The sequence below is a fragment of the Sphingopyxis sp. genome, from assembly GCF_036675685.1.
GTDB lineage: Bacteria > Pseudomonadota > Alphaproteobacteria > Sphingomonadales > Sphingomonadaceae > Sphingopyxis.
The window spans coordinates 200,901-213,828 of the sequence record NZ_JAKFEM010000057.1; the positions used below are offsets into that span (position 1 = coordinate 200,901).

Below are 12,928 nucleotides of genomic sequence, written 5' to 3' on the forward strand. Positions count from 1 at the left end.
CTGATTCGCCCTATCCGTGCAACCTGTTATTTCGCAGGTGCAGCATAAAATTCGCTGCCGGGTAAAACTTAGGGAAGATCAGCAAGATAGCCTTGAATATCGTCGGGGTCGAAGGCGCGCCCGTCGAAAAAGCGGTCGCTGCCGAGGAGCAGGCGGCCTTGCACCGAACCCGCGCCAAGCGGCGTGTCGATGCCGCCCTCGAGCTTCGAACTCGCTCCCGGCAGCGGCGCGCCCGAGCCCGCGAGCGCGGCGCGGTAAATGTCCGGCCGGAACACGGCGGCCGCGGTCGCGGCATCGGTTGCCGAATACGCCGCGCCGTCCCAGCGGAGCATTTGCGAATAGAGCCACGCGGCCTGGCTGCGCCACGGGAAATTGGCGGCTTCGCGGTGCTGGAACATGAAATCGGGGTAATGGATCGGTTCGCCGCCGGGGACGAGGCGGATGCGGTCGGTGATCGCGCGCAGTATCGCATCGCGCGGGGCGCCCAGATATTCGGGTCGCGCCAATATATCGGCGCTTTCCTCCGCGGTGCCGGGCTCGACGAAATGGGCGGCGGCCGCATGGAGCGCGCGCAGCAGCGCCTCGACCGCATCGCGCCGCTCGTCGATCACCGCATCGCGCATCGCGAGGACTTTTTCGACGCCGCGGCGCCAGATTTGCGCGGTTGCGAGTGCGATATGCCCGACACCGCGCTCTACCGCGATCGAATTCCACGGCTCGCCGACGCAGATGCCGTCGACCTCGCCCGCGGCGAGCGCATCGGCGGCAAAGGGTGGGCTGGTGACGACGATGTCAATATGGGTGTCGGGGCGGATGCCCACGCCCGCGAGCCAATAGCGAAGCATATAATTATGGCTGGAATAGCGATGCACGACGCCAAAGCGTAGTGGCTTTCCCGCTATTTTTCGCGCTGCCGCCACCCGCTGCAGCGCCGCGCCGATGGTCGCCGGATCGCCGAGCGTTTCGCCAAGCCCCACATCCTTTGCGAGCTGGGTCGAAAAGGTCACCGCATTGCCGTTGAGCCCGAGCACGAAGGGCACCGCCATCGACACCGCCGGCCGGTCGCGGCCGAGCGCGGTGGCGATCGCGAGCGGCGCGATCATATGCGCGGCGTCGGTATGGCCATAGAGCAGCCGGTCGCGCACCGTCGCCCAGGTCATGTCGCGGACCAGCTCGATATTCACGCCTTCGCGCGCGGCGAACCCCAGTTCATGTGCAAGGATCGGCAGCGCGGCATCGACCAGCGGCAGGAAGCCGATGCGGAATGTTTCGGCGCTCATTCCATGTCTCCCAAGAGCGCATCGCTCGTCACAATCGCTTCTGCGATCTCGGCGATCCGGCGGTTGGTGCGCATCGCCTGTCCCCTCAGCAGCGCATAGGCTGCGGGCTCGTCGATCCCGCGCCGCTTCATCAGGATGGCCTTGGCGCGATCGATCGTCGCGCGTTCGGCGAGCGCATTCTTTGCCTCGTCGAGTTCGCGCTGCAGCCGCGAAAAGGCCTGGAACCTGCGCACGGCAAGATCGATGACGGGCTTGATCCGCTGCTTCGACAGCCCGTCGACGACATAGGCCGACACGCCCGCGTCGATCGCCGCGCCCGTCGCCTCGGCATCGCTCTGGTCGACGAACATCGCGATAGGCCAGGCGAGTGCGCGCGACATCGCGAAAAAATCCTCGAGCAGGTCGCGGCTGGGGTTTTCGAGGTTGATCAGCACGACTTCGGGTTTCGCCGCTTCGACCTGGGCAACCAGCGGACCGGCCGGATCGATCAGCACAAGGTCATCGAGACCAGCCTCGCGCAGACCATCGGAGATGATGGCCGCGCGCGTCGTGCTGGTGTCGATGATCGCGATCCGCATGACCGCGCCTTACGTCGCCGTTCGCGAATCTGCCAGCTCGATGATTATGGGACTGGATTACACGCCGTCACGATCCACACCGCGCCGTCGATCAGCACCGACGTGTCGCCGGGCTGTTCGGCAAAGGCGGCGCGGACGGCCATCGCCGCGCGGGCGCGAATATCGTCGGGCTGGTCGGCCAGCGCGCGCGACAGCGGACCGACCTGGAAGGCCATGTCCAGCGCATCGTCGATTGCCTCGTCGCGCGTGGCGCCGTGCCCGTAAGCGAGCTTGGCGTCGAACGGCGCGATGTCGACGTCGGCAAAACCGGCCGCCATCAAGATGCCCGCCAGTCGGTCGCGGTCGCCAAAGGCAAAGGGACCGGGGGCATAGGGGTCGGCCGGGGCGGGCTCGACGATGTCGCGGATCGCCGCCATCGGCAGGCGGACCCAGTCATTCTCCTGCGCGCCGCGCCAGCAGACGAAGGCGAGGCGGCCTCCGGGTTTCAGTGCGCGGCGCATATGGGTGAACGCCGCTACCGGATCGTCGAAGAACATGACACCGAAGCGCGAGAAGAGCAGGTCAAATGCTTGCTGCGGCAACGGCGCGCTGGCTGCATCGGCGCAGCGAAACGCGACGGGCGCAGCGGTCGGGGCCGCTGCGCGCGCGATTGCAATCAGCTGCTCGGATATGTCGACACCCAGCGCATGACCCGCGGGTCCGACCTGTTTTGCCAGCGCGAATGTCGAGGTGCCGGAACCGCAACCGATGTCGAGTATATGCTCGCCGGGCCGGGCATCGGCGGCAAGGATCGCGGCCTCGCCGAAATCTTCCAGCATCAGGTCCAACCGCTCGATATTGGCTGCCCAACGGTCGCCGCTGTCGCCGTTCCAGTCGTGGGTCGGCGCGGTCTGGGTCTCCGGCATCGGTTCCATCTCCATTATTGCGAGTAATTCGCAACTAGGCTCGTTGCGGGCAAAGTGCAAGGCGCGCGCATAGCTATGCCTTGTTGCATCGCCGGAGGCCATGCGACATTCCGGATCACGCGCCGGCCGCGATGGACCGGCAAGGGAGAGTCATGAGCGAACGGATCGTCACAGTCGACATCGGCGGAACCCACGCGCGCTTTGCGATTGCCGAGATCGAGGCGGGCCGCGTGAGGTCGCTCGGCGAGGCGACGACACTGCATACCAAGGATCATGCGAGCTTCCAGACCGCGTGGCAGGACTTCGAGCGTCAGCAGGGCGGGGCGCTGCCGCGCGCGGTGGCGATCGCGATCGCCGGGCCGACGCGCGGCGAGATTATCCGTTTCACCAACAATCCGTGGATCATCCGCCCGGCGCTGATCGGCGAGAAGATGAACGTTGACCGCTATGTGCTCGTCAATGATTTCGAGGCGGTGGGCCATGCCGTGGCCCAGGCGGACGACAGCTATTTCGAGCGGCTGACCGGCCCCGACGAACCGCTTCCCGTAACCGGTACGATCACCATCATCGGGCCTGGTACGGGTCTAGGCGTTGCGCATATCTGGCGTGATGGCCCCGATTATCGCGTGCAGGCGACCGAGGGCGGGCATATCGACTTCGCGCCGCTCGACAGCATCGAGGATGCGATCCTCGCGCGGCTGCGCAAGCGACACCGGCGCGTGTCGATCGAACGGATCGTCTCGGGTCCCGGCATCGTTGACATTTATGAAACGCTCGCCGCCCTCGAAGGGCGCGCGATCCCGCGGCTCGATGACAAAGCGATCTGGACCAACGCGCTGAGCGGCGGCGACAGCCTCGCTGCGGCAGCGGTTGATCGTTTCTGCCTGTCGCTGGGCAGCGTCGCGGGCGACCTTGCGCTGGCACAAGGCGCGAGCGGTGTCGTCATCGCGGGCGGCCTTGGACTGCGCATCCGCGACAGCCTCGTGCGCTCGGGTTTTCCCGAACGTTTCATCGAAAAGGGGCGCTTTGAGGGCTTCATGTCCGCGCTCCCGGTCAAGCTGATCACCCATCCGCAACCGGGCCTGTTCGGCGCAGCCGCCGCTTTCGCGCGCCAATACGCCTGAATTCGCAAATTCCGCTGGCGAAGCGGCGCGAAAATCGGCAGCAATGGAGCTTCATCTTTTGAAGGATTCCGTCGCTCGTGTCCGCCCGCCCCGTCCTCGGCATCATCGCCTGTAACCGGCAGGTCGGCGCCGAATATGCGCAGGCGGTGATGAACCGCTATGCCAAGGCGGCGATGCGCCATGCCGACTGCGCGGCGCTGCTCATTCCTTCGCTCCCCGACTATATGCGCGCCGATGAGATCGTCGGCCGGCTCGATGGCGTGCTGCTCACCGGATCGCCGTCGAATGTCGAGCCGGCACGTTATGGCGAGGATGAGACGGGCGAAGGGCCGTTCGACCCCGACCGCGACCGCATGATGCGCGACCTGGTCAAGGCGGTGATTGCGGCGCAGCGGCCGCTGTTCGGTATCTGCCGGGGTTTTCAGGACATCAATGTCGCGCTTGGCGGAACGTTGCGCCGCGACACCGCGACGAACGGCGATCTGCTGCGCCACCACACCCCCGACGGCACGCTATTTGATGCGATGTTCGATTATCGCCACCATGTCGATCTGGTCGAGGGCGGGATGCTGGCATCGGCCTATGGCACGCCTTCGCTCGACGTGAATTCGGTCCATTATCAGGGCGTGGGCCGGCTCGCCGACGGGCTGAATGTCGAGGCGCGCGCGCCCGACGGGCTCGTCGAAGCCTTCAGCGCGCGGCCGAATGGCGCGCCCTTGCTCGCGGTGCAATGGCATCCCGAATGGGCGACCGACGCCAATGCGGAAAGCCAGACCTATTTTCGCCTGCTCGGGCAGGCGCTGAGGGGGGCCTTATGAACCGACGCGTCACCCGCTATAATCGTTACCTCGCGCGGCTGGGCTTTTCTCCCTGACTGGATTCCCCTCCCGCTTGCGGGAGGGGTTGGGGGTGGGATGAGCCACAGCCGAGCTTCCATCCTCTCGTCCTTTCCGGCGCGCCGACGCGCGCGCCCACCCCTAACCCCTCCCGCAAGCGGGAGGGGGGTTTGAGGAAGAACCAAATATGCCCCGCAATCACGACATCGCCGAACTGCGCCGCCTCGACGTCGCGCACCACCTTCCGGCACAGGCCGACTGGGCCGAAATCGAACAGCTCGGCGGCAGCCGCATCATCACCCATGCCGAGGGTTGTTACATCCACGACGGCGACGGCCATCGCATCCTCGACGGCATGGCGGGCCTCTGGTGCGTCAATGTCGGCTATGGCCGCGAGGAGCTGGTGGAGGCGGCGGCGACGCAGATGCGCGAGCTGCCCTTCTACAACACCTTCTTCAAGACCGCGACGCCGCCGACAGTGACGCTCGCGGCGAAGATCGCCTCGCTCACCAACAATCGCCTGCCGCATATCTTCTTCAACGCCTCGGGCAGCGAGGCGAACGACACGGTGTTCCGCATGGTGCGCCATTATTGGAAGCTGAAGGGCGAGCCGAAGCGCACCGTCTTCATCAGCCGCTGGAACGCCTATCATGGTTCGACCGTCGCGGGCGTGTCGCTGGGGGGCATGAAGGCGATGCACGTCCAGGGCGACCTGCCGATCCCCGGCGTCGAACATGTCCGCCAGCCCTATGCCTATGGCGAGGCGCAGGGGATGAACGAGGACGAGTTCTGCGACGCCTGCGTCCAGGCGATCGAGGACAAGATCCTCGAGGTCGGCCCCGAAAATTGCGCCGCCTTCATCGGCGAGCCGGTGCAGGGCGCGGGTGGCGTCATCATCCCGCCCAAGGGCTATTGGCCCAAGGTCGAGGCGGTGGTGCGCAAATATGGCCTGCTGCTCGTGTCGGACGAAGTGATCTGCGGTTTTGGCCGCACCGGTAAGATGTGGGGCCACGAGACGATGGGTTTCACCCCCGACCTGATGCCGATGGCGAAGGGGCTATCGTCGGGATATTTGCCCATTTCGGCGACCGCGGTCGCGGCGCATGTCGTCGAGGTGCTCAAGACCGGCGGCGATTTCGTCCATGGCTTCACCTATTCGGGGCATCCGGTTTGTGCCGCGGTGGCGCTCAAGAATATCGAGATCATCGAGCGCGAGGAGCTGGTCGAGCGCACCGGCAACGTCACCGGCCCGCATCTGGCCAAGGCGCTGGCGACGCTCAACGATCATCCGCTCGTCGGCGAAACGCGCTCGATCGGCCTGCTCGGCGCGGTCGAGATCGTTGCGGACAAGGCAACGCGTGCGCGCTTCGGCGGCGCCGAAGGCACGGCAGGGCCGGTGGCGCGCGACGCCTGCATCGCGAATGGGCTGATGGTGCGCGGTATCCGCGACAGTCTGGTGATGTGCCCGCCGCTCGTCATTTCGACCGAACAGATCGACGAGATAGTTGCCATCATCCGCAAATCTCTCGATGAGGTGCTGCCGAAACTCCGCGCGTTATAGAGCTTCCTTCTCAATCCGTTCGTCCCCGGACCTGATCCGGCGTTGTCGAAGCACCGTTCTTTCTCTTGGCGCCGTCAAAAGAAAAGAACAGCCCTTCGACAAGCTCAGGGCGAACGGTTTAGGGGGGAAGGCTCGCATTAGAAGAAAGACCAAGACCCCATGCCCTCCGGCCTTTTTGCCCTGCTCGACGATATTGCGACCATTGCCAAGGTCGCCGCCGCAAGCATCGACGACATCGGCGCCGCGGCGTCGAAGGCGGGGATCAAGGCCGCGGGGGTGGTGGTCGACGATACCGCGGTGACCCCGCGCTATGTCACCGGCTTCACCCCCGATCGCGAACTGCCGATCATCTGGCGGATCACCAAGGGGTCGATCTTCAACAAGCTGGTGCTGATCCTGCCCGCGCTACTCGTGCTGTCGACCTTCGTCCCGTGGGCGATCACCCCGCTGTTGATGATCGGCGGCGCCTATCTTTGCTTTGAGGGCGCCGAAAAGGTGCTGCATTCGTTGCAGGAGGACAAGACCAGCCTCGCCGAGGATGCGGCGATCGTCGCCGACAAGGATCATGAGGAGGCGATGGTGAAGGGTGCGGTGCGCACCGACTTCATCCTCTCGGCCGAAATCATGGTGATTGCATTGAACGAAGTGCTCGACGAGCATTTTGCGATGCGCGCGGCGACGCTCGCGGTGGTCGCGGTGGCGATCACCATTGCGGTCTATGGCGTCGTCGGCCTGATCGTGAAGATGGATGACATTGGCCTGCATATGGCGAAGGAAGGCAACAGCGCGCGGCGGGCAATCGGGCGCGGGCTTGTCGATTTCATGCCGAAGCTTTTGGCGGCGCTCGCACTGATCGGCACCGCGGCGATGCTGTGGGTTGGCGGCCAGATCTTCATTCACGGCCTCGACGAATATCGCATCGGCAATATTGGCCACGGCCTCCACGATTTCGCGCATGCCGTTGCGGGCAATTTGCCCGGCGCGAGTGTGTGGGAATGGTTGATCAACGCGGGCGGGGCGGGCGTGTTCGGGTTGGTGCTCGGCGGGGTGATCGTCGGCGCGCTCCATCTGTTGCCAGGCAAGAAGAAGTCCCACTAATTTCGACACCCCGGATCAAGCCCGGGGTGACGATAGAATTACCCCAATAAAACCACCGGGCTATCCGCGCGCCAGTGCATGCTGACCTTGTCGCCCCAGGTGAAATCTTCCTGGTCGTGACGCGAAAGGTTCGGCCGCGATACGCGGATGCGCGCGCCCGATTCGAGCTCGATATCGAACAAGGTGATGTCGCCGAGGTAGCTCATGCCTTTGATCTTGCCGCGCGCGAAATTATAGCCGTCGGGGGCGTCCTGTGCCGCGGCGCGCACCGCCTTGCCCTCGCCGGGAACGTGGAGGTAGATTTTCTCGGGCCTGAGGGCGATCCACACATCGGCGCCGTGCGGGCCGGTAACGCCGTGGTTGAGATAGACCTTGCCCAGCCCCGGGCAATCGACCGCCGCCTTGTCGGGATCGTCGAGGGTCAGCTTGCCCTCGAAGATATTCACCGACCCGACGAAATCGGCGACAAAGCGGTTGGCGGGATATTCATAGAGGTCCGACGGGGTCGCGAGCTGTGCCACATCGCCTTTGTTGATCACCGCGATCCGGCACGCCATCGACAATGCCTCATCCTGGTCGTGGGTGACGGTGACGAAGGTGATGCCGACCTTTTCCTGCAATTCCGACAGCTCGAACTGCATCTGCGCGCGCAGCTTCGCGTCGAGCGCCGACAGCGGTTCGTCGAGCAACAGCACCTTGGGCCGCATCACCAGGCTGCGCGCGAGTGCAACGCGCTGGCGCTGGCCGCCCGACATCTGGTCGGGCATGCGCGCCTCGAACCCGCCGAGTTTGACCAGCTCGAGCGCCTCGGCGACGCGGTCCTTGACCTCGCCGCCCCTTACCCCGGCGATCTTCAGGCCATAGGCGACATTGTCGGCGACGCTCATGTGCGGGAAGACGGCATAGCTTTGGAACACCATGTTCACCGGCCGCTTGTTCGGCGGGATGCCGGCCATATCCTGCCCGTCGATCAGGATTTTCCCCTCGGTCGGCAGCTCGAAACCCGCGATCATACGCAGCAAGGTCGTCTTGCCGCAGCCCGAGGGCCCGAGCAGCACGAAAAATTCGCCCGCGAGGATGTCGAGGCTGACATTATCGACCGCGGTCACCCTGCCAAAGCGTTTGGAGACGTTCTGAATTTGAATGATCGGGCGGGCGGTGTCGGTCATATCAATGGGTTTCCGCAATGGCCTTCACGCCCTGAAGCTTCAGCGCGGCGAAGGTCAGGATGACGGTGAGGAGGATGAGTAGGGTGGAGGCGGCGTTGACCTCGGGCGTCACCGAGAAACGGACCATCGAATAGACTTTCACCGGGAAGGTGATCGTGTCGGGGCCGCTGGTGAAATAGGTGATGACGAAATCATCGAGGCTGAGCGTGAAGGACAGCAATGCGCCCGCGACGAGCGCTGGCTTGATATGCGGGATCAGCACGTCGCGGAATACCTGCCACTCGCTCGCGCCCAGATCCTTCGCCGCTTCCTCCTGCTCGCGGTTGAAGGTCGCGAGCCGCGATCGCACGACCATGGTGACGAAGGGGAAGCAGAAGGTGATGTGCGCGATGGTGATCGCGCCGAGATTGAAAGGCCAGACGAGGTCGGTCGGCCAGTCGACCGCGGCAAAGAACATCAGGAAAGCAACGCCCATGCAGATTTCGGGCACGATGATCGGCAGCGAAATCGTCCCGTCGATCGCGGCTTTCAGTGGAAAGCGGAAACGCCACAACATCACCGCGGCAACCGCGCCCAGCACAAGGCTTGCCACCGTCGCGAGCGCCGCGATGGTCAGCGAATTGACCAGCGCCTCGACGAGTTGATCGTTGCCCATCGCCTTTTCATAATATTTGGTCGTGAAACCGCGCCACACGACGTTGCGCTTGCTGTCGTTGAAGCTGAAAATCATCAGCACGATCAGCGGCGCATAGAGGAACAGCATCACCGTGCCGACCCACAGGCGCATCCACAGCGTGCGGCTATATTCGAGCGGCGCGACCGGCGCGCTGGCAAACAGCGCCATCAGGGAGCCTCCGGCACTTTCTTGCGCATCGACTGGATCGCGATCAGCGCGAACATCGCATAGATGAGCAGGAAGGACAGCGCGGCGCCGAAGGGCCAGTCATTCGCCTTCTTGAACTGGCGCTCGATGACATTGGCGATCATCTGGCTGTCGGTCCCGCCCATCAGGTCGGGGGTGAGATAGGCGCCTAGCGCCGGGATCAGCGTAATCATCACCCCCGCGACGATACCCGGTGCCGCGAGCGGGACGACGATGCGCATGATCGTGCGGAAATGTCCCGCGCCCAGATCAAGGCTCGCCTCGATCAGGCTGCGGTCGAGCCGGTCGAGCGCCGCGTAAAGCGGCAGCACCATGAACGGCAGGTGGACATAGACGAGCCCGAAGACGACCGCGAAATTGTTGAAGAGCAGTTGCACCGGTTCCCATGTCGGGAGCGGCTGGAGCCCGGCGAGCGTCTTGATCCAGCTCGTCCCCTCCCACAAGGCGCCGAGCCCCTTGTTCGCATAGCCCTGCGTGCCGAGCAGCATCATCAGCGCATAGGTGCGGATGAGCAGGTTGGTCCAGAAGGGCAGCATGATGCCGAGCAGCAGCCACGGCCGCCATTTCTCGCTGGCGAAGGTGATCGCCATCGCGACGGGAAAACCGATGATCAGGCAGATCAAGGTGACGAGCGCCGCGACCGCGAAACTCTTGCCGAAAATGGTGAGGTACAGCCATTCGGTCGCGCGCTTGTAATTGTCGAGCGTGCCCGAAAATTCGAAACCGGTTTCGCCGACCTTTTCGCCAAAGCTATACTGCCAGACGATGAGCATCGGGATGACGAAGAAGATGGTAACCCAGAACAATGTCGGCAGCGAAACCGCGGCGAACACGCGCTTGTTCTGTTTCCAGTCCTGTTCGGCCACCCCCCGCTGCCTCCCGTTATCCTATGCCGCCCGCACCCGGGTGAAGGCTTCTTCGTAGAGTGGCTGAAGCTCCGCATTATACGCCGCATATTCGCATTTCGCGAGCACGTCGGCGGGCGGGAAGATCACCGGGTTGTTCTTGTAGCTGGCGGGCATCAACGCCTTCGCGGCGGCGTTCGGCGTCGGGAAAAGGATCGTCTCGGTGATCTTCTTGTCGACTTCGGCATCGAGCAGATAATTGATGAAGGCGTGAGCATTTTTCGGATGCGGCGCACCCTTCGGGATGCAGAGGTTATCCGAATTGAGCTGGCTGCCCTCCTTCGGCACAACAAAGTCGATATCGTCGTCCTCGGCCATGACCTGCGCAATATCGCCATTATACTCGAGCACCAGGTCGACGTCGCCCTTCATCAGCAAGTCTTGCCCGTCGTCCGAATGGAAATTCTTCACATTGGGCTTCTGCTTGATCATCATCGCTTCGATCGTCGCGATGTCGGCAGGGGTGAGCGCATTGACCGACTTGCCTAGATATTTGCCATAGAGGCGGAACATGTCGCCGGCTTCGGACAGCCACGAGATACGGCCGGCATATTCGGGGCTATCGAACAGCAGTTTCCAACTGTCGGGTTTCGCCTTCACCTTCGATTTGCGATAGCCGATCCCCAGCGTGAGCCAGGTATAGGGCATCGAAAATTTGCGACCCTTGTCGTAATCGACGTCGATGAAGGCCGGGTCGATATTCTTCATGTTCGGGATTTGCTTTTGGTCGATCGGCAGCAGCATGCCGGCCCGCGCCATGCGCTCGACAAAGTCGTTCGAGGGCACGATCACGTCGTAACCGGGATTGCCGGCCTTGAACTTGGCGAATAGCACGTCGTTGCTGTCGAACAGGTCCATCTTCACATCGACGCCGGTCGTTTCCTTGAAATCGTCGAGCGTCGTCTCGCCGATATAGGTGTCCCAGTTATAGAAATTCAGCTGCGCCTCTTCGCCGTTGGCGAGCTTCTTGCCTTCGCCCTTGCTGCACGCCGCGAGGCCGCCGAAGCTGATCCCGATCGCCGCGACCCCCATCGCCTGCAGCAGTGAGCGGCGGCCTCGGCCTTGTGCGAGCAGTTCGTTCAGATCCATGACGGCCTCCCTGTTTGTGACGTCAAGCTGACTCAATAAAACCGGCTTGGAAAGAGGTTATTTTGCGGTGCAGCACGAATCTTTGAAAGATTGTTACGCCGGTTCAGGAGTTGCGCAGATACCAGTCGTAATCGAGCGTCGGCACAACGCTGAAATAGCGGTCCTGTTCGACGCGCTTCACGATGCTGAACATGTCGACGAACCGTGCGCCCAGATAATCGCGCATCAGCGTCGATCCATGAAAGCGATCGACTGCGGCGAACCAGTTCGACGGCGGCTTGTCGTCGCCCGAGGCATCGCGATCATAGCCGTTGCCGACCACCGCCGCGCCGGGATCGGCCTGGGTGGCCATGCCGTGGTGCATTCCGGCGAGCACCGCCGCGACCGCCAGATAGGGGTTGGCGTCGGCGCCGCACGCGCGATGCTCGACATGGCGGCTCGGTGGCGGGCCGGCGGGGATGCGGAACGATACGGTCCGATTGTTGACGCCCCATGTCGGGGCGACCGGGGCATAGCTGTTCGCCTTGAAGCGGCGATAGCTGTTCGCGTGCGGGGCGAAGAGCGCAAAGGCGTCGCCGACGGTGCCGATCATCCCGCCGATCGCATGACGCAGCGCCGGGGCGCCTTCGGGGTCGTCGCTCGCGAAGATATTGCTGCCCTTGACGTCGTCGACCGAGACATGGATGTGCATGCCGCTGCCCGCCTGTTCGGCAAAGGGCTTGGCCATGAAGGTCGCCTCGAGGCCATGTTGCTGCGCGATAGCCTTGACGAGCCGCTTGTACATGATCGCATCGTCGCAGGCGCGTAGCGCATCGGGCTTGTGGCGCAGGGTGAGTTCGAACTGGCCCGGCGCAAACTCCGAAATCGCGCTTTCGAGCGGCAGGTCCTGCGCATCGGTCGCGGCGTAAAGCGCGTCGAAAAAGGGACGAAAATCGTCGAGTTCGCGCAGGCCATAGACTTCAACATTGCGCGGCGCGTCGCGGCTGTAGCCGGGACGAGCGGGACGGATCGATCCGTCGCGCGCGCGGCGCGGGTCGACGAGGTAAAACTCCAGTTCGACCGCGAGCACCGGAGTCAATCCATCGGCGGCGAAACGGTCGATGACGCCCCCCAACACGTGGCGCGGGTCGAGGTCGTGCGGGGTGCCGTCGAGTTCGTAAAAGCCGACGAGGAATTGTGCGGCATTCTCGCCGCCCCAGGGCGTGCGGACAAGCGTGCCGGGGATCGGCTTCATCGACCGGTCGGCGTCGCCATCTTCCCAGACGAGCCCGGTTTCGACGGTGTCCTGCCCGGTGATGTCGACCACCGTGATCGACCCCGGAAACATGCGGCCGCTCTCATACACCGCGAGCACCTCATGCTGGCGCAGCCGCTTGCCGCGCGGCACCCCGCCCATGTCGGTATAGATCATCTCGATCGAATCGACGTCCGGATGGGCCTTGAAGAAAGCTTCGGCTTCCGACCATGGCGCGATCACGCCCGATGACTTCGACATATGAA

General features: G+C 63.7%; 12 protein-coding genes. 4 read left to right on the forward strand and 8 right to left on the reverse strand.

What is annotated here, in order from left to right:
• Window positions 1–68: 68 nt before the first annotated feature.
• Genes V6M50_RS19525 through V6M50_RS19535 form a run of 3 tightly spaced genes read right to left on the reverse strand, consistent with a single transcriptional unit; the run spans window position 69 to window position 2,763 of the window.
• Window positions 69–1,280, reverse strand: a complete 1,212-nt coding sequence (locus tag V6M50_RS19525; RefSeq protein ID WP_332820247.1) for a CmpA/NrtA family ABC transporter substrate-binding protein — start codon at window positions 1,278–1,280, stop codon at window positions 69–71.
• On the reverse strand, window positions 1,277–1,858 hold the full coding sequence (locus V6M50_RS19530) for an ANTAR domain-containing response regulator (protein ID WP_332820248.1): 582 nt from the start codon (window positions 1,856–1,858) through the stop codon (window positions 1,277–1,279). The genes V6M50_RS19525 and V6M50_RS19530 overlap by 4 nt, the downstream gene beginning before the upstream one ends.
• 44 nt (window positions 1,859–1,902) lie before the next feature.
• Window positions 1,903–2,763, reverse strand: coding sequence for a class I SAM-dependent methyltransferase (locus V6M50_RS19535; protein WP_332820249.1), 861 nt, complete (start codon window positions 2,761–2,763; stop codon window positions 1,903–1,905).
• A gap of 152 nt (window positions 2,764–2,915) precedes the next feature.
• On the opposite strand from V6M50_RS19535, the gene V6M50_RS19540 reads away from it, so the two are divergent.
• From V6M50_RS19540 to V6M50_RS19555, 4 genes are all read left to right on the forward strand, one after another.
• Entirely contained in the window at window positions 2,916–3,887 is a 972-nt protein-coding gene (locus tag V6M50_RS19540) for a glucokinase (protein WP_332820250.1), read from the forward strand.
• A 77-nt stretch (window positions 3,888–3,964) separates the two neighbouring features.
• Entirely contained in the window at window positions 3,965–4,705 is a 741-nt protein-coding gene (locus V6M50_RS19545) for a gamma-glutamyl-gamma-aminobutyrate hydrolase family protein (RefSeq protein ID WP_332820251.1), read from the forward strand.
• A gap of 205 nt (window positions 4,706–4,910) precedes the next feature.
• Window positions 4,911–6,284, forward strand: coding sequence for an aspartate aminotransferase family protein (locus tag V6M50_RS19550; RefSeq protein WP_332820252.1), 1,374 nt, complete (start codon window positions 4,911–4,913; stop codon window positions 6,282–6,284).
• 159 nt (window positions 6,285–6,443) lie between these two features.
• Window positions 6,444–7,382 (forward strand): DUF808 domain-containing protein, encoded by a 939-nt coding sequence (locus V6M50_RS19555; RefSeq protein ID WP_332820253.1) that lies wholly within the window; start codon window positions 6,444–6,446, stop codon window positions 7,380–7,382.
• 38 nt (window positions 7,383–7,420) lie between these two features.
• On the opposite strand, the gene V6M50_RS19560 is transcribed toward V6M50_RS19555, so the two are convergent.
• From V6M50_RS19560 to V6M50_RS19580, 5 genes are all read right to left on the reverse strand, one after another.
• Window positions 7,421–8,551: an ABC transporter ATP-binding protein gene (locus V6M50_RS19560; protein ID WP_332820254.1), complete on the reverse strand. Its 1,131-nt coding sequence runs from the start codon at window positions 8,549–8,551 to the stop codon at window positions 7,421–7,423.
• A gap of 1 nt (window position 8,552) precedes the next feature.
• Window positions 8,553–9,395, reverse strand: coding sequence for an ABC transporter permease (locus V6M50_RS19565; protein ID WP_332820255.1), 843 nt, complete (start codon window positions 9,393–9,395; stop codon window positions 8,553–8,555).
• Window positions 9,395–10,300 carry an ABC transporter permease gene (locus tag V6M50_RS19570; protein ID WP_332820256.1) on the reverse strand — a complete coding sequence of 302 codons (906 nt, stop codon included), beginning with the start codon at window positions 10,298–10,300 and terminating at the stop codon, window positions 9,395–9,397. The genes V6M50_RS19565 and V6M50_RS19570 overlap by 1 nt, the downstream gene beginning before the upstream one ends.
• A gap of 21 nt (window positions 10,301–10,321) precedes the next feature.
• Complete coding sequence (locus V6M50_RS19575) at window positions 10,322–11,428, reverse strand: ABC transporter substrate-binding protein (protein WP_332820257.1); 1,107 nt, start codon at window positions 11,426–11,428, stop codon at window positions 10,322–10,324.
• A gap of 103 nt (window positions 11,429–11,531) precedes the next feature.
• Window positions 11,532–12,923: a glutamine synthetase family protein gene (locus V6M50_RS19580; protein ID WP_332820258.1), complete on the reverse strand. Its 1,392-nt coding sequence runs from the start codon at window positions 12,921–12,923 to the stop codon at window positions 11,532–11,534.
• Window positions 12,924–12,928 lie beyond the last annotated feature (5 nt).